Source organism: Paenibacillus agri (assembly GCF_013359945.1).
GTDB classification, from domain to species: domain Bacteria; phylum Bacillota; class Bacilli; order Paenibacillales; family Paenibacillaceae; genus Paenibacillus_AQ; species Paenibacillus_AQ agri.
Genome location: NZ_JABWCS010000206.1, coordinates 86,029 through 108,854 on the forward strand (window position 1 = coordinate 86,029; position 22,826 = coordinate 108,854).

16 protein-coding genes are annotated in these 22,826 nt (G+C 38.8%); 3 read left to right on the plus strand and 13 right to left on the minus strand.

Features of this window, described 5'->3' with window-relative positions; translation table 11 throughout:
* Positions 1-518 precede the first annotated feature (518 nt).
* The 4 genes from HPT30_RS12060 to HPT30_RS12075 form a co-directional block, all read right to left on the minus strand.
* The gene (locus tag HPT30_RS12060; protein ID WP_175371637.1) at positions 519-2,933 is read right to left on the minus strand and encodes a DUF2357 domain-containing protein; all 2,415 of its coding nucleotides are present in this window, start codon (positions 2,931-2,933) and stop codon (positions 519-521) included.
* Positions 2,905-4,548, minus strand: a complete 1,644-nt coding sequence (locus HPT30_RS12065) for an McrB family protein (protein ID WP_175371638.1) — start codon at positions 4,546-4,548, stop codon at positions 2,905-2,907. Before HPT30_RS12065 ends, HPT30_RS12060 begins: the two co-directional genes overlap by 29 nt.
* Before the next feature lie 18 nt (positions 4,549-4,566).
* The gene (locus tag HPT30_RS12070; RefSeq protein WP_175371639.1) at positions 4,567-5,259 is read right to left on the minus strand and encodes a nuclease-related domain-containing protein; all 693 of its coding nucleotides are present in this window, start codon (positions 5,257-5,259) and stop codon (positions 4,567-4,569) included.
* A 143-nt stretch (positions 5,260-5,402) separates the two neighbouring features.
* Positions 5,403-5,900 carry a hypothetical protein gene (locus HPT30_RS12075; RefSeq protein WP_175371640.1) on the minus strand — a complete coding sequence of 166 codons (498 nt, stop codon included), beginning with the start codon at positions 5,898-5,900 and terminating at the stop codon, positions 5,403-5,405.
* A 222-nt stretch (positions 5,901-6,122) separates the two neighbouring features.
* On the opposite strand from HPT30_RS12075, the gene HPT30_RS12080 reads away from it, so the two are divergent.
* Positions 6,123-6,350 carry a helix-turn-helix domain-containing protein gene (locus tag HPT30_RS12080; protein WP_175371641.1) on the plus strand — a complete coding sequence of 76 codons (228 nt, stop codon included), beginning with the start codon at positions 6,123-6,125 and terminating at the stop codon, positions 6,348-6,350.
* A 222-nt stretch (positions 6,351-6,572) separates the two neighbouring features.
* Positions 6,573-7,436: a hypothetical protein gene (locus tag HPT30_RS12085; RefSeq protein WP_175371642.1), complete on the plus strand. Its 864-nt coding sequence runs from the start codon at positions 6,573-6,575 to the stop codon at positions 7,434-7,436.
* Between the two features lie 35 nt (positions 7,437-7,471).
* Here HPT30_RS12085 and HPT30_RS12090 read toward each other — a convergent pair whose 3' ends face one another.
* From HPT30_RS12090 to HPT30_RS12115, 6 genes are all read right to left on the minus strand, one after another.
* Complete coding sequence (locus tag HPT30_RS12090) at positions 7,472-8,587, minus strand: DNA cytosine methyltransferase (RefSeq protein WP_175371643.1); 1,116 nt, start codon at positions 8,585-8,587, stop codon at positions 7,472-7,474.
* A 241-nt stretch (positions 8,588-8,828) separates the two neighbouring features.
* Positions 8,829-10,421 (minus strand): hypothetical protein, encoded by a 1,593-nt coding sequence (locus tag HPT30_RS12095; protein ID WP_175371644.1) that lies wholly within the window; start codon positions 10,419-10,421, stop codon positions 8,829-8,831.
* A complete protein-coding gene (locus HPT30_RS12100) occupies positions 10,411-11,571 on the minus strand; it encodes a hypothetical protein (RefSeq protein ID WP_175371645.1) in 1,161 nt (386 codons plus the stop codon). The genes HPT30_RS12095 and HPT30_RS12100 overlap by 11 nt, the downstream gene beginning before the upstream one ends.
* A 533-nt stretch (positions 11,572-12,104) precedes the next feature.
* Positions 12,105-14,264: a Z1 domain-containing protein gene (locus tag HPT30_RS12105; RefSeq protein ID WP_175371646.1), complete on the minus strand. Its 2,160-nt coding sequence runs from the start codon at positions 14,262-14,264 to the stop codon at positions 12,105-12,107.
* A gap of 1,506 nt (positions 14,265-15,770) precedes the next feature.
* A complete protein-coding gene (locus HPT30_RS12110) occupies positions 15,771-16,970 on the minus strand; it encodes a hypothetical protein (protein WP_175371647.1) in 1,200 nt (399 codons plus the stop codon).
* Complete coding sequence (locus tag HPT30_RS12115) at positions 16,963-19,056, minus strand: ATP-binding protein (protein WP_175371648.1); 2,094 nt, start codon at positions 19,054-19,056, stop codon at positions 16,963-16,965. Before HPT30_RS12115 ends, HPT30_RS12110 begins: the two co-directional genes overlap by 8 nt.
* A 193-nt stretch (positions 19,057-19,249) precedes the next feature.
* Between HPT30_RS12115 and HPT30_RS30945 the strand changes: the two genes are divergently transcribed.
* Positions 19,250-19,624, plus strand: a complete 375-nt coding sequence (locus HPT30_RS30945; protein WP_175371694.1) for a DNA cytosine methyltransferase — start codon at positions 19,250-19,252, stop codon at positions 19,622-19,624.
* Between the two features lie 104 nt (positions 19,625-19,728).
* Here the strand turns inward: HPT30_RS30945 and HPT30_RS12125 are convergent, their stop codons facing one another.
* From HPT30_RS12125 to HPT30_RS12135, 3 genes are all read right to left on the minus strand, one after another.
* Positions 19,729-21,621, minus strand: a complete 1,893-nt coding sequence (locus tag HPT30_RS12125; RefSeq protein ID WP_175371649.1) for a DUF2075 domain-containing protein — start codon at positions 21,619-21,621, stop codon at positions 19,729-19,731.
* Positions 21,622-21,643: 22 nt separating this feature from the next.
* Positions 21,644-21,970, minus strand: a complete 327-nt coding sequence (locus HPT30_RS12130) for a MazG-like family protein (protein WP_175371650.1) — start codon at positions 21,968-21,970, stop codon at positions 21,644-21,646.
* Between the two features lie 173 nt (positions 21,971-22,143).
* Complete coding sequence (locus HPT30_RS12135; RefSeq protein WP_175371651.1) at positions 22,144-22,713, minus strand: SF0329 family protein; 570 nt, start codon at positions 22,711-22,713, stop codon at positions 22,144-22,146.
* Positions 22,714-22,826 lie beyond the last annotated feature (113 nt).

Consider the following 22,826-nt stretch of genomic DNA (forward strand, 5'->3'; position numbering starts at 1 on the left):
AACTACACTACCTCTCTTTTCTAATCTATGATTTCTATTTCATGAACAATGGTGATTATCCCCAAACTATAAGTTATCGTACAAACGGTATCCGCCGAAGCTTAATTAGCCGTGCCTTTTGGCTTTACCCCCTTTGTCATTCGCACACGTGAATATAACGGCGATGAGATTCATTTTGTGACATGCTCGATTTTCATACATATAACGATGTTACTTATTAATCTGTGACAGTAGGGAAGCAATTGATTCGTGCAATCCTTTTTCTGTTGCCAGTCATATTACCTTCGCTTTCGTTCTATTGGAATGTTCAAAGTAACGCGGTCGGCCCAACCATAATTTTGCTGATTAGAGAGTCATCAGGTTACACTATTGACTTACTGTAATTCACAGATTTCTAAGGTTGATATCAAAGCAAAAGAGCAAAAATAAAGACGCTACGGGGATCGATTCCCGAGCGTCATCTCACGTTTTTTATGTCGAATTCGTTCTATTATCCATAATATAATGTCCAACTGACTTTAAATATTCCGAACTTCCACAACCTTGCCTAAATCCACATACTGCTCATGATCCAGCTTCACCTTCACTCTGCCCTTGCGGCGCTTCTCCCGCCATTCCTGAATATCTTCCTCCGTGTCCAAACGAAGCTCCGCGATCTCAAGGGCCCGGTCCAGGATATATTTGCTCGTATACAGCACTGTGTAGATTCCCTGTCCTCCTAGTGAAATGGGAGCTGCTACCTCCTCCCATTTCTTAATCGAAAATCGGACATACAACTCTTCCTCCGTCCCCGGACGGCAAGGGACTTCCTTAATCTCTTTACGCCGCAGCACCTTCCAATCTGTAACTTTGCCTACCCAGTGAATGCCCGTTTTTGCAGGATCAAAGAACTTTTTCCGCGATTGGCACATCGCCACGTACTCGATCTGGGTGAGGATTTTCACGTCCGAAAGGTTCTTTAACGGCACATGGTAAAAAGAATGCTTTCTCGCCGCCTCCACCTGCTCCGGTCCCCGGACAGAGCCGACAAGCACATTTTTGCCCGCAAGCTGGTTCGCATAATACTCTTTCGTCCCGCGTGGACGTGTGGAACGTTCGTAAGCTTTTTCCGGACTATCCTGAATAATCTCATCCAGGAATTTCTCCACCAAGCTTGTAGAATTCGGTAGAAACGGCAAGGCGCCAATATTCAGCAGCTCAATGCTTTTATAGAAATGGTGGGTCTTATACCGCTCCTCGTCAGGGTACGGAAATAACACATACGCGCCGAACATGCTTCGTTCATATTCCCCTGAGCCTTTCTCCTGATACACAATGGCGTCCCGATAGCGGTGCATCGTATTGATGTCGTCCTCTTCAGGCCCAGGCTGTCTATACTTTTTCTGGTAAGCAGTATCTTCATAAGCAGGATTTAAGCGGTATTTGGCATCAAAAACATACTTATATTCTTTGATTTTGCCAGCATCCTTCTTCTTCAGTGTTAGTACATTATCCGGACGCTGACTGAGTGTCGGTGTCTTATCTGAATCAGGTATCGCATTATAGTACAGGATAAACTGCTCTCCGTTCACCGGATTCTCGTACACCATCTGCGCACTACGCGATTGATCCAGCGTCACAAAAATCCCGTTCCGGTTCACCTTAATCATATCCTGCTGCACCAGCTTATACTTCTGCCCCAGGAGCTGATTCAGCTTGAGGAAGCACCAATACTCATAGAGCTGAGCGACATCCTTCATGGATAAGCGGAATAGTTCACCCTGAATAGACAGGCCTTTAAGCAGCATGAGGTAAAAGCGATAGACTTCGCGGTATCCAGGCGCCATCTGCAGCACCAGCGTAACAGACATCTGCTTCAGCATCCCGGCCTCACGTAAGAAATCCATCTGAAGCACCCGCTCCAGCTGGGTAAGCATAGTGTCGATTTTTCTAAGGATTAATGGATCTTCGGTCCGGTTGTTCAGCTTCCAGCGACCCTTGAGCACCTTCAGCTTCCCCTGAATACGTTCCAGCATCCAGCGGATGAACCGGTTCTCATTCGTATCATAGGCGAGGCGTCTGCGTGTCTCCAGTAAATGTGTAGCTGAGTAGCTCCGGCCATCTATGGTTAAAAATCCATGGTTCTTATCTTCTCTCAGCCGTTCGGGATGCTTGGCAAGCTCGCGGATATTCTCTTTTCCCGCCTTCTTGACCCGATTGGCATCCACAAGCCGGCGGTCCTGTAACAGCGCATAATTCGGATTCTTGTTAATCCGTTCGACGGCATCGAGGAGCTGTCTGAACACTTGCTGCAGGATAGCGAAAAACTCCGTCAAGCTCTGATGCTGCGTCTCCCGCGTGCCTGTCAGCTGATAGGTTCGCTTAAAGAAATCAAACGCCAAATTATAAATCTGCTCATTCACTTCATTCAGAATGTTCTGGTAATCCAGCTTGTAATCCATCTTCGAGGGGAAGATCTCCATCTCCACCCGCAGCAGCGTCTGCCCCTCACCCCGGATTTCCCATTCCGTCAGGCCGACCTCATTCCCGAAATTCAGCGCACCGACAAGGAGCGAATCACCTAAAGGCTTGATCGCCTGCCGCAGCAGCACACTATCATGGTAAAAAGAAAGGTCCACAGGGGTCTTCTTCTCAATCACCAGCTCATACGACTGCGTCTCATAGAAACACGGAAACGCTGCCTTCTCCGGCTGCCACTCCACCAACCCGTAAGCTTCAGGGGAAAAGACCTTGATCTGGACATCACCAAGCCGCTTAGAGCATACCATTCCAAGCTGCGCATTCACCCATTCCTGGTCCGGGGACCGATGAAGCTGCAAGGTCTCCACCGTAGGATGATAGGGCCGTCCTTGAATGTAAAGCGTAAAAAGCTCCGTGTCCACACGAAGCAATTCTACCGCCTGATTAAGAGAGCCAGTATGAGGTGAATCCATCTTCCTCCAGCCTCCTAAGCATAAAAGCCAATTTACGCGCACTATGCGGATGTACCGCCGCAGGCGGAGTCTGGCCAGCAGCCCACTTCATATAAAGCGGAGAAGCGTCGTCTATAAGTGTAGAGATGTCTACTGTAACACCAGATCCGGTACCTAGAGCAACCTTCATCAAATTTAGCAGGACCCGGCGCACCGTAGAGTGGCTACCTTGGATACGCGGCAAAATCTTTTGCAGCAGCTGCCAGTCAAACGCCTCTTCCTCATCCATCAGCTTGTACCGATCGTTATAGATCATATAGAAGCAAATTGCATCCCGCACCCGGAAGCCCACATGAGCGTGAATCTCCTCCAGCAAGGCGTTGATCTTCACCAATCTCTCAGTCGTCCGCACAACGAGCTCCTTTTTGGTATCATAGGCATCAACCAGCTGCAAATAATCGGAGCGCAGAAACAGATGGTTCAGCTCAGCAAGATCAGCGGGATCATCCGCTTCTTCCTGCTCATTCATGTCTGGATACTGTTGCAGATTGATGTAATTGAACTCTAGCGTATTGGCGCGGTCGAGTACCTTTTTGCTAAAAGAATGCGTCGTCTCGTCCATATTCACCGTCCCGATCAGGAACACATTCTCCGGGATACCCAGGCTCCCATACTTCACTTGATCCTCAGGCTTATCCAGCATCGTAGAAGAGATAAGATGTTGGGTGCGAATCTTCCCCTCCTGCCAATCCTGCGTCTCCAGCACACTTAACAGGTCACTGAAGTAATGCTCCACCCGGGCCAGATTCATCTCATCCAGGCAGATAAAATAAAGCTTATGCCCATTCTCCGGCTTCCGCGCCTCTACCAACACTTCCGTGAGCGGACCCTGCTTGAACCAGCCCGACAGATTCTTGTACCCCAGCAGATCCGCAGGATCACTCCAATCCGGCCGTACCGGGATTAAGGTAAACTGACCATTATCTCCCGTTGCCCCAAGCGCCTCAGCAAACAGCTTCACTAGTCGCGTCTTCCCCGTGCCTGAGATACCCGCCAGGATGACAAATGGCTTGGTCTTCAGCGAAAGGTAGAAGTTCTCGATGAGGTGCTCAGGGAAGAAGAAGCCTTTGCGGCGGATGTGGTATTGGATTTGGTGGAGGATGCTTGTTATCTGTTCGTCCTTCAGAGGTTTGGCTTCTTGTGGCAATATTTCCACTTCCTCGTCGTTGGCTGCTGCGTTATATAACTTAAGCTCCTCATGAGCCAGCTTCTCTAACTCCGTAAGCTCTTCATCCCCTAGTTGTTTTTGAATCTGGATATGAAAGCCTATTGTGTTTTCTTCCGAATTCATATATATAAAATCCTGCGAAAGAGCATTAACAGGACTGTTGATGATATCCTTCAACTGGCTTTTCGGAGCATTTCTCCATAACTCCCGGCCTGAAGGCTTATCTACCCAGTTTCCTTTCTCCTGTTCATCTATGAAGTAATTTAGGAACCGATCCTTAACTCTATCGAACGAGACACGCTCCTGATTGGTTGCTCTCATTTCTTCAATTAGGGATATAATGAGGACCATCTTATAGGATTTCTGCTTGCGTTTAAAAATCTGCGTGATTGATTCAGGTAAAGGCATGTTGTCCTCCAAGGGTAGTTAACGATTTTTGGTAGTCGTAATCTTTTCTATATGATGTTTACGGATCTCTGTATCTGTAATATTAGCTTGGCTCAGTTGGTCATAGATTGATTGAATTTGCATTTGGGAAAACAAAGGTTCAGAGGTTTCTGTCTTTAAACGGAGCAGCTTCCTGGAGATAAATTCACTCAACTCCACATCATAAACAACAAGCTCGTTAGACTGAATTTGGCGAAGCTCTGGATCTATGCTAAAGCGACATCTCATTGTAAATGAAATAATCGATACAGATTTCACTTTAGGAACACCTTTAAGAAGACTCTCAATGGCCTTAATATGTCCATAGTTCTGCTTCAGCGGATTATACATCTTGTAACGGTTGCTTACTGACCATTGTTGATCCGTCCGCCCACCTTTAATTTCACCATTGTAGTTTTTCGTCTCAATGACAAATAAACAATATGGGGAGATTATAATATGATCGATCTGTGCGTAACCAGTTCGAGACTTGGGATTCGGAAGCATTAGATCGCTTAACGATTTACACTCCTTAGGTAACTGGCCAAGCTGGATATTAATTTTATGCTCACCTAGCTCTCCAATTCTTGTGGCAGCAACCTTCGGTTTCTGCTTGGGAGCTTGCGCCTTGCGCACAGCTTGTGGCGGTTTAGAATGGGACTTTTTAAAGAGAGACAGTAGCTTTTTCAGCATAACAAAACCTCATCTGTTCCAGATTTACAATATGTATGGTTATTCGACAATATGGGAATGTATCCCTTCCAAACATATACATAAGGAAAAGACTGTCGCATGGACAGTCCAAACATAAATATGTGAATGCTTTTGACTGGGTCTTAATCCGAGAGAACAGAAGGAGCAATAAAGGCATTCGCGAGCTGCATACCGTCTTTTAGTCCTTGTAAATATAGACGTTCATAAAGTATGGACTGCTTCAATTGAAGCTTATCCTCCCAATATTCAAACTCTGGCATACGTGCAATGTCCATGGAATTAAATAACGCTTGAAAAGCTTTGCTCTCTTCTTCAAAAACATATCTAGGCTCGGATTGATGTTCGATCTGTGCGGTTACTTCATTTAATCGAGCTTGAAACGTCTGTATAAACCACTCTGGAAAGCTCATCACATCTCCTCCAAGACAAAAGTTTAGACGGAAATTCTCTGAATATGCGTTCTTTTCCTGATACATCTGATTAATGAGTTCGTCCACCCTGCGACTCTGAGCTTGAAGTTCTTCATTCCTACTTAACGGAATTCCCTGCTCCAATGATTTCTGTCCGAGTTCATTCAGCTTGCGCTGTTCCTCCTCATATTTCTGCATCAGATGTTGCATTGTATCTCCTCCTTCCTGGGCAAGCTATGTCTGTAGACATCGTTTGCACTGATTATGAACTGTTGGTAAATCTATTTGGCCATAACTCAAGAATGAAATAAAAATACATGTGAACAAGAACAATAAGTTTCGCGATGTTACGCATATGAGTACCATACTTGGAAATATTATACGGTACGCTTATACGTATAGTCAAGATTCAGAACAAGCGAGGAGATCCTAGTGGGAAAGAGAGTCATCGTGAAAATAACTCAATTGACAAAAAAGCACGGAATCTCTCTGCGAGAGTTGTCAAGAATATCCGATGTTAGACATGCTGCCTTAAGTGAATTAGCCAATGATAAAAGAGAAAGTATTAACTTTAATCATATTATTAGAATTGCAGAGTCTTTAGACATTAGCGATATTCGAGAGATTATTGATTTAGTTGACACAGTAGATACAAACTGACCAGTAATACTGCGAGTATTCATGGACAGCTTTCTAAGAATTAATCTTTAATAATCGGACTCTTTAAAATGACCATTGATTGTAACATAACTACAATTATAAGTTAACACTTTTTACACCAAAAAATTCTATAACTACCGTACGTAATACCACATTTTCTCAAGATAAGGTATATAGCTCAAAGCTTCTTTACTTACTACGTATGGCACGACGGGAGAATACATGCTAACAGCAATCGGAATATATAAACGTATCGGTGTTCTTGCAAAAGTGAATGCACAAAATCCAGAAATAACAGATCTCTTCATTGAGCTTCATCAAGTATGTCGTAACATTCTAGCCTCCGTAAGGAGAGTAGCTTTAATATCTAAAATTCCTGATAAGGAATACTTTGTCTTTCAGAATGAAAAGAAAAACTCCAGAGCAATAAATTCAGATTTGTATATTGATGATGTTTTGACAGTAGAAACCACTATAAATTATTTGATAAATAATGATTTAAGAAATACCTCTTCTGGAGAAATCACTAGAGCTTTATATACTATGGCTATAAGTTTCTGTGCTGTTGTTGACTTAGAGAAAAGCGGTGATCAGAAAACTCCAGGCACTTTTTTTGAATATTTTGCAAGTCACTGGTTTGCGCGAACGCTCTCAGTTCAGCCCCAAACAGCAATACGCGTCTTAAATTTAGATAGGGACACTTCACTGCCTACCGATTATATTTTCGATCTGGGGGATAACCGCCCCAAGATTCATTTACCTGTAAAAACATCAACCAGAGAGCGGGTAATTCAAGTTTGGGCTCACCAACGCGTTTTGGATGGTGTTTATGGAACTGGAAGATTCTTAGGTATGCTGGTATGTTTATCTGAGACAAAGACTGATCAAAAAAAGCTCGAAGTGACGGACATTTGCCTACCTGAACAATGGCGGGCTTATCAATTATTTATTGCCCAGTTGTATCGTGTTTATTATTTAGATGCACCTAGTAAATACTTAGCACTCAATAATGTTTTCCCACCGATTCACGTTAAACCATTAGGGGAATTTTTTTACGAAGTCCATGACTTATTCCAAAATACATAGTTAAAAAAGGATCCGCCTCAAGGGCGGATCCTTTTTTATTGTTGTGCTGCGGCCACTTCTAAAATTCCTTGTTTTACTTCGTGTGAATCCAAAATGTCCCCGTCTTCAATCATTAATGTACGCAATATCTCTGAGCCGATCGCTTTGGCCAGCAGGGGAGGAACAGCATTGCCGATTTGATGTCTTACTTCATGCCGATTTCCTGAAAACCGAAAGTCTATCGGAAATCCCTGAAGTAATGCTGCCTCCCTCGGAGTTAATGGACGATTCTGGAGTGGATGGCCATATCTTCCACGAGTATAGCTATCGAAGCCGCCAGTTATCGTTGAAGCTTGTCCATCCCATTTAAGGCGACCATATACATCTGGCCATCCACCTTTGGAGGTATCGGCATTTTTATGACATTCTAATCGGAATTCCATTGGGATATCTCTCCAGCCGCCACCTTGTGGAACAAACGAAAAGCGCTTAATATTCATCGCTGATACATTTGCTCTTTGATGATTAGCTATATCAGGATGTTCAATTCTGTGATCTTCAGGTGGCTCAGGTAATTCCTTTAGAACTTCACCTACTGTCTTCCAAACTTCAACAGTTGGTTGCGGAATTACGAATGGTGCAGTGATTTTTTTATGTTTCCCAACAATGATGAACCGTTCTCTGGTTTGTGCCAATCCATAATCTGCCGAATTATATATATGTGGATATAATACATAATCCTTAAGTTCCTCTTTTAAGGCCTCAATGAAAAACACACCGCGCTTCTGTCCTAACATTGCAACGTTTTCCATCAAAAAGAATTTAGGTTCAAGTTCTTTTACTAAACGTACAAATTCCAATACTAATTTATTTCTTTCATCGTCCCCTAAGTGAGCTCCGCGCTTTTGTTTCGAAAAGCCTTGGCATGGAGGTCCTCCAGCAAATATATCAAGTTCTCCACGTTTTATCCCAGTATATCCCATTAAATAATCCCCAGATAACTTTGTAGCATCCGCAACAAAGGCTTTCTCCGAAAGGTTATTCTGATAAGTCAAAACTGCTGGTTCATTAAGGTCGAAAGCAGCTCCGATCTTGAAGCCTGCCTCATGTAATCCTAGACCAAGGCCACCTGCACCACAAAACGACTCGATGCTAGTATAGACTCTTTTCATGTTGGTGTCCTCCATATATTGCAGAATTTCAATTTTCTTAGAATAAAATCCATTTATATCACATTAACATAAGGCTTTGAGCTGGACTTTATTATATCAAACACTGACGAAAAATGAAACGTGCGTTCTGTTTAGAAAATGTGTTCTGTTTTTGTTGTGAACTAAAAAAAAGAATGAACGAATGCTTGAAACTCACATTCATTCATCCCTCTTACAGTAGATTAATCTTTAAAACTTCCAACTAGATTTTAGCTATTAATTCGACTAACTTATCTTTAGTCTGTTGATATAAAATATCATAATTGTTTAATTGTAAATTTAGATCATCATCAAAACGGTTTAAAGTAAGTAAAATGGATAATGGATGAAGCACGGAATCCAATTTTTCCTCTTTCGCCATTTTCACAAACTCTCTTAAATATGGTGTTAAAATCGGTTTACTAACACTTTTTTTTAAATTATCATGTTTTGATCGCTTTAAAACATCCTTAAGATGGGATTCTATACTAGGATAATTTTCAGCTTTTGCTGAGTTAATAACTGATAATACGATTCCTATTTCAGCTTCCACTTCACTTAGAAAACCATAATTTTCATATGCACTTTTGTTGTTAATTAATTTATAATAATTTTCTACTTCCGAATCTTGCAAAACACTAAGATCTTCATGAAAATAAAACTTTATCAGATCAGTTTTATTCATTTGGTCACCTTGAATTGTGAAGATATCAAAAAGCTCATTAGCTTTCGAAAGAAACGCAACATTAATAAAAAATATTTTAAAATTTTCAAATACATATTTCCATTGCGGAGAGCCAGTGATTTGTTTTTGTTCAATCTCAGGAAATGAATTAGCAAAAATAATAAATCCCGTTTTATTATATGATCCTACATTATAAAAAGCATTAAGAAAATCGTGATAATAATTGACTTGCATCGGAATACCAGCGCTATGCTTATATCTATCACCAATAAAGGATTTGCAATCATAGAACAATGTTTGATATTTCATAATATCCAAATCAGCCATTATTAAACCATCTGGAATACTAAAACCGCTAAGGTTACCGCCAAAGGGGATAACAACATTAAATATTTTTTCAATAATCTCAAATACGGATTTTTCAAATGGGGTACCCTTTCCATCTGAAGCAGTACGTTTAAGCTGTTCATTAATAATATTATGGAGTTGCGCATTTTGAGATAATTCTTTAAGGGCTAATAAATTAGCTGGTTTATCTTCGTAGTTCTGTTCCAGATACTTCACTGGATTTTCATTCCAGTCCACTACCAGAACTCCAAATGTTTTTAAAATAGCGTTATCAAATGTATTAGCTCCGTCTGTGTCTACTATGATAAGAGTTAGAGGTGATTGGTTTTTATATTTAAATTCCAGGAGAGCGCCTAGTGATAAGTGCTTTTTAAAGCAAAATAGAATTTGCCAATCATCTTTTTCAATATTAAAATCTCCGAGTAAGTAAAAGGGGGATTCTAATTTTATATCTTGATTTATTCCAAAAGAACTTTGTATTTCATTAATAAACTGGTCAAATCCAAATTTATAACTAATTCGATCACTGTCTTCAATTTTAATTATTTGGTTTTCTCCATGAGGGCATGGAACACCACGGTCCAATGGATGGAATTCAATATTGCATGACCTTCCCATACATAAAGAACACACTTTTGAATCCATATTAAGTTCAGTAAACCATTCGTCCTTATGTCTATACTCTATTTCAAGATACTCTTCTCGAGTAATAAAGTCTTGTTGATTCCTGCTTAGCCTGCTTAGAACATCATCTATCAGTCTATGTTTTTCATTATCCAACATGGATCCCCCAGGCAGAAAGGCATTTGTTGATTACACTAATGTATTTAGGATCACAATTTATTTTACTGTCATTAGATACAGTCACTTTAATAGATTTAGCCTTTTCATCGTCAAGTTTCGGTTTTAACTTTATTTCTATGGTTAATTCCGTTCTTTCCATAGAACTCAAATCATACTTATTGTTTGAAAGTTCTTTAAGCAACTTTTCTACATCCATAGACTTCAGTGTCATAATAGCCCAAGAGTTATCGACGGGGATTTTCAAGGTTTCTTCAACTATAAATGCTGTTTCTATTTCTTGAGCCAGCTCCTCGTTCAATACAACCTCAAAACCCTCTCTTTTCACTTGCATTAAATTATAGACACGCTGTTGATCAGAATCGGAAAAATGATTAATGTCTTTAAAAAAAACAACTCCGAAAGCATTTATAATGCTATCTTTAATTTTTTTGTTTTTTCCACACTTCAGCTGAATTCTATTTGTTTTAATCTCATATTTAGCAACTGCCTTAGCCGTTGGGACTACAGTAACAGATGAAATGGTTTTTCCTTTACCTATTGTAGTAAAAGTCTTTTTGCGTTGTTCAAAATGTGCTGTCATAATTATTTCATCTTTAACAACCTCTGTGTTTATAATATAGTTTCTACCCTTTTCTATTAATCCTCCCATGACATCATTGATCTCTTGCTTGTGTTTTTTATTGAAAACGATGGGTTCATCTACCTTTTTACCTGCTAAAACTTCAAAACTCTTATCTTTGTTGACTGCTGCAGTTACTTTAATGCGTTGAAATGTAGTAATATCAAGCGCCAAATAACACTTAACAACTGTGAAACGTATATCCTCATTAAATATGATGTCCTTCACTTCATAAATTTCACAAAGTTCAGCAAAAGTATCATGATTAATTTCTTTTATACAATCACTTATGTCTATTAATGATTTGATAATAAATTCATTATTTTGATCATTAGCCACCAGATTACCTAACTCAGTCAATGTAATTGTCTTCTTAATTTCAGATCCATACTTTAGTTTCATAAAAAGAATCACAGCATCTTTTGTTACAGATCTTATCAATCTTAGGAGCTCAGTTACTTCACTAACATTCTCTTCAGATTCGGGTACTTCCCGTTCTGCAAGCGCCATGTAAAATTCCCCCTAATTTAAGGAAAATATTCGGTAATCATAGATATATTGTATCATCTATATTGATCATCTACATTCAGAACTGACGTTCCCACTTATAGTAAACAACAAAAAGGGGGACAATTATTTATGATCTGTGGGCAAACGTACAAAAATCATTTTCTCACTCGAATAAATACCGAAATCAAAACCAACCTTATAAATAATAAAATTAAACAAATAAATCTCTTTCTTTCCAAAAATAAACATCCATATCGAATTTGATATGGATGTTTCCTAAAAAATGATTCCATAGGCCAGCCTTTTACCAGCGCTGAAACCAAGTATATTTTACCAAGTCGAACCAGAAAAATCATTTAAAATAAGCAGTTAATATTATTCAATTATCTATGCCAATTCGTCCACCCTATTTTTTGGTTCTGGCAGCAGTACGTCTTTAATTCGATCCTATTGATCGTTGCGTATTGCGCTTCGTCTTTTCATAGAGGAAGTCCACCATATTTGGGACCTCATTTGTTGTTTGAAGATACGCTCTAATCTGCAAATAAATGATTAGCAAAAACAACAGTTTGCATCTTTTTCGGTGCAACAAGTACAGGCCAGTAGAAAGGCGACCCACTCCAACCAGCAGCTGTACCTTTTTGCTTCAATAAAACTATTGCTGGAATATCTATAGCTATATCTTTTGCCAAACCTTTTTCTTGATAAGAGTCCGGCGAGTTCTCAAGACGCCCATCGCTCTTCTCCCGAGATATATCCCGGTCACGTCTTATTATTACCCAAACCTTTCCTTTAAGCATTTTGTCCTTAGGTAAAGCTGTCAAATATTCTAAGCTAGCGATATATGCTTTCTTATTCCATAAATGCCCTTCTTCAAAGGTTGTTCCAATATGATTAATTATTTCAACCACATCACTGACATCCATCATGAATGGATCTGGATTATTAGAAGAATCCTTGCAATAATTACCGATTATAGTATCGATAGCAGCTACTGGCTTTTGAACATGTGTTTTGGGTCTTATTTTGAAATCGACCGGAAGTAGGCGAGCCTTGGGTTTTAATGTAGTAGTTTCAGATAACAGAATTTTGTTAGGCGAACAGGGAATGATCTGACTATTCGCATCCTTTTGAATGAATACGACTCCCTTATCATGTTTTCCTTTCTCAAATGCTTCACGTAAAGCCGAATCAAATTGATGAATACGCTGCATGACAGAATAAATGTCGGATGTAGTGTAGAATCGTGTAACTGTCAGATCTTCAATGGGCCTTGCTCCATACATACGGGAATGTTGCAATACCGTATCCTGTTGAAAAGTCTTTGGACGTCTTCCATAATAAAAACCGATCAAATTTCCGATCGTTATACCACGATCAAGAATTTGTCCACCAATAAATATATTTAGTGGTGTTCTGAGTTTTAATTGCCCGGATGTATCTAAAAGTTGATTTACATCCTTCTCAGAGTTAACCTTCGTAATCATAATGTGTCCTTCATCCAGTGCCTTCTTTGTTTCCAATACCACCTCAGGAAGACCAGGCATCATAAGTGGAGAAAGTTCAATGGATTTCTCTAAATTCGCATAAGCATCTTGTATTAATCGATGAAATAAAGGAGAGTTCTCTCGGGACTCTTGTAACAACTTTTCTACAATAGCATCAATAATGCTTTCCTGCCATTCATGCGCAGCTTTAGCCTGTTCGGTATGAATGATAAAGCTGTATTTCCTTAAAACAACATTCTTTTGTCTGTCTTGCATACGCCGGATACAGCCCCCAACAATAAAAGTAACAACAGCATCACGCAAAGATTTAATTTTATTATTGAATAAGCATTCTTCGATCTTAAAAACTCGACGATCCTGTTTCTTTAGAACAGACAATTCGTCCTTATGAACTTCCTTATATAGATGGTATGCTATGCTCCCCTCCTCTTCACTATTCTGGAAATAATATTCTCCACCAATATATTTATCGTGAATTGGAACTAATTCTGTAAAAATTGGTTTAATAGGTTTAAACACTTCGGAATCAATAGCAATGTCTTCCGGTTGCAAATAGAGGGAGTACGGAGTAGCTGTTACCTGTAAAAAGCTGCATCCCTCGACTCTTTGTCTGAATTCATCAATCTTTCCTGCGATCTTTTTAATTTCTGGTTCTTCATCCTTCTTATTGGTAAAACCAATACTTGCAAAATCAGCCTCATCATCAATGATTAATATTTTCTTATCAATGAGGTCAGGATATGTTTCAAAGAAGGCCTGGTGAAAACGATCCATATTGCGGATCTCCTTTTTGACTACAAAAGCAAGTTTCTGGTGGCGCTCATATCGAGTCAGTGTGGGAAGTACCATTATGTCAAATATTTGAATTTTGTCTTCTTCATTTAAATCCTTAAATTCAGCCTTTAATCGTTCCAAGGTTTGTTGGGAGAGTGCTTTTGTTCCTTTAGTCAATATAATAACAACATCATAGCCATTGTCATATGCTAGAGACATTACCCCAAGAAAAGTCCGTGTCTTACCAGATTGTATTTTCCCAAGCAGCATTCCTGGACGATCTAATGTTGTTTCGGTGTCAAGCAGCTTTTGAACAGTTCTTTCCATACATTTAATCATCTCAACAGAGTATTTGTTTTTTTCGTTCAAATAAGTAAAAAAAGACCCTTTCATATCTAAAGTACTAATCATTCTTTCATTCTCTCCTTCTATAAGCAATTGTATTATCCCCTCAAAAACCTATCGCGTAACCCCAAACAAACATCCATCTCTAAATTTCCTTTAAGTCGATTTTTATTCTTAATAACTAGCCTTTTTTCTATTTAAGTACTGAAATATAGTGATTTCCCATTCATTATCAACACTTAAATCCTTCAAAAATTTATTTTCTGAGCATTCCGAACTATGTAATTATATGACATAAGTATTAATTTGGATAGATGTGGAAACATTAAAGAACTTCTTAATTCTATACTCATCTCCCTAATGCACCAGTTCCTAAATGACTGATAGTAGCTAAGCCCTACTAAATTCTAAATTACTACCTCATATCCTTCTTTTTATATTCAAGAATTAACACTATTTCTCCGATGAATATTTTACAAATACATACACGTTATTCGTCCCCATCAATATCTTTTGTTCGTCCAGATCAACCAATTTCTATTCTGCACCGGTAATTCAGAACTCCAAATTCGTAAAATATACACAATAGCCTACAGTTCCCTATCGACCTAACCTTGTGTAACAATAATCATTAGTTTCTTCATACCTGGGGACGAATCTTGTTTCATAGTTATTATAATATGTGCTTGTCTTGCTAATGTTTCATTTTTTCCTTCTTTTGCCAAGTCTCAGATTTCTACTAATTTTTTATTATATGCCTCAAACCTTCAAGTTCAGCAAAATCGGGTATAGACATACATTACCTCATCGGATATTAGATATACTATCCTCATACTTTAAATATTTAAATTTGCAATAATTATAAAAAAAGAATGAAAATACTTTTTAAGTATATTTGTACAGTGAAGGTTCAAAAAATTTAACTACCGAATAAACGCACTTAAACTAAGATATCATGATACACCGTGGACACTGGTCCCAAACACTCGGCCTTCCAGAGGCTTACACTTGGCTAATCTCATATTTCCTTGGCGATTTCATGTTAACCGTCTGCTCTTCTTCCAACATTTTCAGAACGTCATTTATTTATTCTTGGCCGCTTATCGATTCTGCTTCTCCATTACAAAGAGATAAGCACGTTGAAGTTAATATTAAATTTAACAATTAAAGTGGTGCCTGTTGAAGTGAACACAATGAAATACGTTTCCCCCAATAAACTAAAGCCCCAAGCGTTTTAATGTATTAGGGTCTTAACCCCAGGTAAATACGGCTTTCAAATTACTGATTCCGTACCACAACGCACAGCACTCTAAATGTCTGGTGTGCTACAACACAATCAAACAATAAAAAACGGCATCTCTGCCGTCTCTGATTTAAAGTATGGTGGAGAATAGAGGACTCGAACCCCTAACTAACCTCATCGCTGCCAGTGAGAGATGGGTTATCTACACTTAGTAAAACGAAAGGTAAAGCTTTGTGGGACAAGGTTTTTAGAAAAATCAATTCATCCTGCCTGAAATTCATAACACTCTTGCTAAAATACATGTGACCAAAAATGTGACCACTACTTTGTTAAGCTTTTGAAGCTGCAACATACTTGTTCGCATAGTTTTCAGACAAAACGTTAATATAGCTTTCTTTGTCTATTTTGTCTTCTTTTTTAAATGGCCTAGAAGGCACTCCTACTCTCATTTGAAATCTAGAATAACTTTGTATGAGGTCCTCTAAATAAGGCGATTTCACTGAAGCTACTCTAGAAAAACCTTTTTCTACAAATTCATCTAATCGAAGGGTTTGTATATTACCAAATGTAAAGATTATGTTTATCTCTTTTTCCCCAACCGGAACGTCGAATAACCAATATTCTTTTTCGGATGGGGTCACTATATGATTTCTAAGAAAATTAGCAGTTTTTTCTTTAACTTGTTCAAGTGTTTCATCGCCCTTTAATTTGTTAAACATATCATATCCAACTACATAATTGACGTAAGATCCAGGTGTCAGTCTAGCCAAGTCACACTTAGGAGTTATAACTATTCCATATTGATTTGTTCCAATCACGAAAATATCTCCTGTAAAAATTGTCCTAGTTGGGCTTGGAAGAGCATATTTTCTCATTTGTAACAACCATTTATACGATTCATAACCCTCTTGTAAGTGATTCTCCATTTGGATGATATTTGGTTGGAGAGTTTCTAATTCACCAGCCAATAAATCAGTCAATAACTCTTTAACAGTACTTGAAAGATCTTGAGTATCTAACTCACATTCTTTTTGCAATAAGGAGATAGCATAGTCGTTTAGTCTACTATTAATAGTATTTAAAGATTTATCTAACGCCTTTGCTAATGCAGCCTTCCACATGAATGATATTCTCACAATTACATTTTCTGATTTTTCTAACACTAACTTTATTTGTTCAATTGCAGTCTCTTGTTCACCTTTTCTTACAATTTTAATAAAATTAAGCTGAAACGGTGTGAAGTCCTGTAGTACTTCTTTTATACTCTCCTCAGAATGTGTTGAATAGATAATAATTGGGACAACTCTTTTACTTAACACTTCCCTAAGTAAACTCATGCAAATTTTCCCATCGGTATCTACGCCGGTAAGATCCCAGTCTATGACTAATAAGTCCATTGCTTCAAAAAGCTCCATATTCCCAATATCATTCGTTGCTTTTACATAAAGCTCTGAACTCTGATTTAACTTTACGACGAGGTCAGATAATTCTTCAATTTTATCATCTAAAATCAATATCTTATTAATCATCGTTTTCTCCCTTTGAGTTAAACTTAATTTGGAATGACGCCCCTGTAACTTGATCAACTTCTAATAGTCGGATCTCATGACCTCTCGAGTTTAATACATCTTCCGTAATAAATAACCCCATCCCTCTTCCATCTTTCCGTTTGGAGTATAAGGGCTCAAAGATGTATGGTGCATCTTTCTGTGATACCCCAGGTCCTGAATCAGAGATTGTTATTGTTTTTTTTGTTCCATTTATTAGAACCTTAATAAAATGCTCGTTTTCAGCTTTTTGAACACACCAGTAAACGGCATTATCAAATAAATTAATCAGACACTGAATAATAACTCCTTCATTTTCAAAAACCTCTAAGGGACTGTCCTCAGTTAAGGAAAAATCAATATGGTGTTCTTGAAAAGCATTCTTAAAAAATAATGTCGTTTTGTTTATTACTTTTTTTATATCCAGTTGTGTTCGCATCAATCTGTTGGCTTTAAAAAGGGGGTTTAAAAGCTTCAGTTCGCTATCAAGAGCTGAAGTATAATTTAGCATTGTCTCAACTAAATTAAGTCCCTCATCAGAATTCAAAACCAGCTTTCTTAACTCCTGAATCGTAGCCTTTAACTTATTTACTAAGTGTCCTATTTCATGTGTTGTTCTCTCAGCCGCTATTCCAATCCCTGATAATTGGCTAAGATTTTCCATTCTATTTTGTACTTGCTTTTTTTCATTGATATAAGCATCCTTAACCTTTTTTAGATCATCGACAATATCTTGCTTAAAAAGAATAGGAACTTCTTCATTGATAACTTTTTCAATACTACTAATCCTATTAATAAATTCAGTATTAGTTATAGCCTTATTCTTTTTTACTGTTTTTTTTATACGCTGATTTTCAATAAATTTTATAACACGAAATACAAGCTCTTTAAAATCGTAATATGCTTGATTTTCGATTAATCCTTCTCGATTCGTCTTATCAGTTAGTTTTGAGTTGTTGTCAGTTGAAATTGAAATTAGCCCCTGGATCTGTTTATTTCCAATCCGTTCACTAACGCGACTAATTCTTCTCTCATCGAGATTTAGCCAGTCAACACCTTTTTCGCCATAAGGTAGTACTCGGAACCCATCACGGTATATGGCAACACCACCATATTGAGAGGAAATATTATCGATCTGGGGATAATTCTTTCTCAGTGATGCCAGATCATTTCTTTCAAACACACTAAATTCAATATTAAAATCACCACAACTTGCTTCTTTATTCCTAAAATCTCTCTCGTATACTGGTAGTGATTCAGTAATCTTCTCCCCATTTAAGCTTCCTGTGAAGTTTCCCTTTGTATCTACATTTCCTTTAATTTTAATATCAGACCTGTTAATATATTCAAAAACACTAAAATCAAGTTGAACAGGTTGATTATCGACAATAAAATCGATCTTTAGCTCAGGTTTTTCGCCGAAAGGATGAATTAATCTAATCAAAATAATCTTTAAGGCATTAGTCTTATCCTCGTCCCAAAATTCTTTAAGCTCTTGCATTAATAACTCTGTACCAGTATTATTTAAAAATATATTGGGTTTACCAATGTCAAAAGGAATCTTTACATCAGACAAATATGAATCACTTTCAAACAGATTCCAATCAACAATGAGCTTTGACTCTTCGCCAGAAGGAACTTTTTGAACAACTCTTTTCTCTTCCTCATTAATTGTAACTTTTTCCTCTATAAATTGATCAGTGCCTCTAGAAGTCAAAACTAGTTTTTGAGCCAATCTATGACAAGAGAATCGTCCAACACCCTTTTCACCAAGATAAACCCGTCCAAATATTGGACTTCTCATTTTAATACCGTTTTTTCTCATGGCCTTAAAATTCGTTGCCGGTTCCATCCATCTCGTACTAATAATAGTTGAAGTCATTCCATGACCGTTATCCCATAGTCTAATAAATGACTCCTCATTAGAAACTTCTATTATGATGTGAGTTGCATCCGCATCGTAGGAGTTCTTCACCAATTCTGTTATGGCTGTTAAGTCGTCTTTTATAAGCTCTTCACCTAAAAGAATCATTGTTCTAGCCTTTGGTCTAAACGAAACTTCACTCATTACACAACCTCCGTCTCCGTCAAAAAATGTTACTAAATTCTATTAGTGAAGATTAAAATAAATACGTATGGTCTACTTTGGAGGGGTGGGGGATGAGACCTGCTTAAAAGATTCAACGCGCTGGATCTCTTTTCGGGGGCTGGTGGGGTCTCCACCGCCTTAAAAGATAAGTTTAATATAGTTCGATAAAACAATTGCAAAGTCATATGCTCTTAATCATGGCAATAAACATTTACTAGTTGAAGGCCTCAGAAATATTAAAGAAGAAAAATTGAGATCCCTAATTGGCTCGAAAGAAAGTCTAGATTTACTTGTTAGAACTCCACCATGTCAGAGTTTCTCCAAAAAAAGAAGCTGTAGTAACTTTGATATTCGTAACAATTTAATTCTTGAAGTCTCAAGGATTGTAGACATTCTTCATCCTACTTTTGTACTATTTGAAAACATTATAAATTATATCATATTCCATATGTTTCTAAAATATTTAGCGAATATAGATAGATTTGGTTACAAAAAAGAGATCAACCGTCCTTCTTATCATACTCTCTTTAAAAGTGCTCCTCCATAACAAAACAGAGGAAAGGCTTATTGGCTCAAGGGTTACACCCGCTCCATTCATCCGATCCTCCATCTTTTCAAATCAATATAACTCTCGATCGCCCTCAATTGGTCTTATCCCGAAATTACCGCCGAACTTTGGATAGCCAATCTCCTTTGCAGATACGCTTTTAAATGAGGATCTACACAGTAGATATAGCACCCTTTCGTTCCCCGAGTCATTAACGTCCTGTAGGTGTTTCGTATAATTTGATCGGCCATTCGGAGCGCCTCGTCCTTATCTTTCTTATACAAGGTCTTGAAGCCTGAGAGAGACTTATCCGTTTTCGCACGTTTGAACGGATCGCTGACGATACGGTTATTTTCAAAACGCATATCTTCGCCAATGATGACTCCGACATAGTCAAATTCAAGTCCCTGTGAGGTATGTATGCAGCCCACTTGTTCGATGGATTCAGGGTCGATTGCCCAGGTCGTCGTATTGTTAAGGTTCCAGCTCATGAAGAATTGATAGCGATCTAATTGAATGTCATGAACGCCAGGATTGTTCTTCCCATCCTTCTTCCAATCCCAGCAATATCCGGCAAGCATTCTTGCCTTATTATTGATCTGATTTTTGCTGAAGATTTCGTCCCGTAATTCATTCGGGTCATCAAAGAGTCGAATGTCATAGTCGAAATCGAAACCATCTGCGTTTGCCGTTTCACGGATATCAAGTACATCATCGAGCCATGCCAGATATCCATCGGATCCGTTGCACCTGAATTGAGAAGCCAATGTCAGCTCCGTGATATCCGCATCCATTTGTTCGGCATAATGTCTAATCTGCTCTTTGCTGCCCACATCGTGCATCGCGATCTTCTGATATTCATCGATAAAAAATACAGAAAACCGGGCAGCGCGGATAATCTCCATGGTTTGATTAATTCCTTTATTCTTGAACAGACCCGACTTTTCATTTAAGCGATGCGCCTCGTCAACAATCAAGCAACCGAATTCATCGGGCAACGCTTCATAGTAAACACCTGATCCCTTAAACAAGTTATCTATGACCGACTTCTTCACATTTTGCTGCAGCTTTTTCATATATACGGCACGGGGCGCGCTATTCTTGGTTACATATTGGCAGACTAGTTCTCGTGCCGTAAGCTCTACCAAAAGATTAATTCCGAGCACCGACTTACCTGTCCCAGGCCCACCTTCGACAATTAAGACCTGTTTCTTGCCCGACTGGGCTTGCTGCGCCAATCTTAACGCTTCCTCATATACTACCTTCTGATCGTCTATCATGATGAATTCTTGATTTCCCTGCAGCATGCTGAGGAGTGAATCCTGCAGCGATTTTGAGGGTTTAATTTTGCCATGCTCAATGAGGTACAGCGATTTGCTTCTATCCGTTTTTTTGATGTAGGTTGAAATAAACCCTCTTAACTTTAGAACATCCCCCTTTGAGAAGATAGGAGCTTCATCAATGTATTGATTGTAGACAGGATGCAATAGAGGGTCGTTATCGGTCCGTATATAGTTATGTAAATAAGCACAAGGATAGAGCTGGACCGCTTCGTTCTGCACGGTCTCATTATAATCCCTAATCAGCCTAGCATAAGACCATGCCTGAAAAGAAGGATGCGGCGTTCTCGTCTTCGTTCGATTAAAGTAGGTCTTAACAAGGCCATCCGCGTCCTCAACCGTTTCAACTTCTGTCCATTGCTTAAGCTCAATGATTACAACGGAATATTGATCCTTTTCGTTCAAGCCTGTAATCATGAAGTCGACTCTTCTCGAGGTCGCTGGAACTTTATATTCAATCGCGATTCCTACGTCATCCGGAATGGTCGATGTGTTTAATACTTTATAAAGGTAGTTCATGGAATTGTTCCATGCGTTAATTTCGCTCATGGAAGCCTTGCCGACTTTTTGCACGTACTGGTTATGAATTTTTACCGCAATGCTGTCTTCTGTTACATCATTCATAAATTGCTGCTTGGTCGATTCATAAATAATCATGGAGTTCTCCCCTATTCGTTCCCTACCGCGTGCTTTTTTGTGAGCTTCCCTTGAAACGGGATACCGGATATTTCTCCGCGTTTTTGTTTATTTTCTGAAGGATGGCATCCTTTACGTCGATATTTAAATCATGAACGAGCGTTAGCGTGTAGATGAGAATATCAGCGATTTCATCTTGCATGTCAGAGTAATTCTGTTCTATGGCTTGCTGGCTATTCTTCCATTGGAAGAGTTCCAACAGTTCACTAGACTCCAAAGAGATAGAGAGCGCCAGATCTTTAGGATCATGGAATTGCTTCCAGTCCCTTTCATCGCGAAATTGAATGATTCTCTCAATTAATTCGTCCATTTGTACCTCCGTCATGTTGATCAAATTCATTTTTTTTACAATTGCTCTGCACAAAATATGATAGCCCAATCCTTAATATAAATCCACGAATTTCCTGCAAATTAAATAGAAAAAAGACTCCTGTTAATCAGAAGCCCTTATTAAAATCATACAGCTAAATATGGCTTTGAACCCTACAACCCACCCCGCCGCAAATCATAAAAATACCGCACAACCGGATGCTTCAACTCCATCTTCTCAGCCATGCTCAAAATCCGCTTCTTCCCAACCCTTTTGTCCACCAAAGCCAACACATTCAATAGAATCTCACTGCTCTCCAAGCTCTCCTCTATAGGAGTAGTTAGGAACTTATTAGCCACAACAGTAAAATTCGACTTACTTAATGCAGCCTGTGCTGACAAAAGCTCTTTTGCATATTCTGTACTTTTTCTGCCTCTGGCAATGACTATTAGGCGATCCTCTGGCACTGGCCCCTTGGTATCTTTTCTGACCGCTTCAATTTCGTCACTGCTGATAGGAATTTGAATGTCTGGATCATTCTTAATTTCCAGCTCTGTTTGATACCATCTAATAGGATTCGTTTTATCACTCATGTTGAGGATGTTCTTCTTATCTACGGTAATATAACAAATCCCTGATTTATCAGGCAGATAACGGTAACCCGGTGCGCGGTATTCTACCCTTCCCTCTAACGCAGGACTAAGAAAGCCCTCCAGTTGTTGCTTCAATTTGCTCCAGGACATGTGATCCCCTCCATAACAAAACAGAGGAAAGGCTGGTTGGCTCCGGGTTGGTCCCCTCTCCATTCATCCGATCCTCAATTTGTACGTCTTATTCTATTTCCACACGGATTTCT

Excerpts from the sequence above, each read along its gene's own strand:
- HPT30_RS12060 (WP_175371637.1), bottom strand. The coding sequence starts at position 2,933 with ATGGATTCACCTCATACTGGCTCTCTTAATCAGGCGGTAGAATTGCTT.
- HPT30_RS12065 (WP_175371638.1), bottom strand. The coding sequence starts at position 4,548 with ATGCCTTTACCTGAATCAATCACGCAGATTTTTAAACGCAAGCAGAAA.
- HPT30_RS12070 (WP_175371639.1), bottom strand. The coding sequence starts at position 5,259 with ATGCTGAAAAAGCTACTGTCTCTCTTTAAAAAGTCCCATTCTAAACCG.
- HPT30_RS12075 (WP_175371640.1), bottom strand. The coding sequence starts at position 5,900 with ATGCAACATCTGATGCAGAAATATGAGGAGGAACAGCGCAAGCTGAAT.
- HPT30_RS12085 (WP_175371642.1), top strand. The coding sequence starts at position 6,573 with ATGCTAACAGCAATCGGAATATATAAACGTATCGGTGTTCTTGCAAAA.
- HPT30_RS12090 (WP_175371643.1), bottom strand. The coding sequence starts at position 8,587 with ATGAAAAGAGTCTATACTAGCATCGAGTCGTTTTGTGGTGCAGGTGGC.
- HPT30_RS12095 (WP_175371644.1), bottom strand. The coding sequence starts at position 10,421 with ATGTTGGATAATGAAAAACATAGACTGATAGATGATGTTCTAAGCAGG.
- HPT30_RS12100 (WP_175371645.1), bottom strand. The coding sequence starts at position 11,571 with ATGGCGCTTGCAGAACGGGAAGTACCCGAATCTGAAGAGAATGTTAGT.
- HPT30_RS12105 (WP_175371646.1), bottom strand. The coding sequence starts at position 14,264 with ATGATTAGTACTTTAGATATGAAAGGGTCTTTTTTTACTTATTTGAAC.
- HPT30_RS12110 (WP_175371647.1), bottom strand. The coding sequence starts at position 16,970 with ATGATTAATAAGATATTGATTTTAGATGATAAAATTGAAGAATTATCT.
- HPT30_RS12115 (WP_175371648.1), bottom strand. The coding sequence starts at position 19,056 with ATGAGTGAAGTTTCGTTTAGACCAAAGGCTAGAACAATGATTCTTTTA.
- HPT30_RS12125 (WP_175371649.1), bottom strand. The coding sequence starts at position 21,621 with ATGATTATTTATGAATCGACCAAGCAGCAATTTATGAATGATGTAACA.
- HPT30_RS12130 (WP_175371650.1), bottom strand. The coding sequence starts at position 21,970 with ATGGACGAATTAATTGAGAGAATCATTCAATTTCGCGATGAAAGGGAC.
- HPT30_RS12135 (WP_175371651.1), bottom strand. The coding sequence starts at position 22,713 with ATGTCCTGGAGCAAATTGAAGCAACAACTGGAGGGCTTTCTTAGTCCT.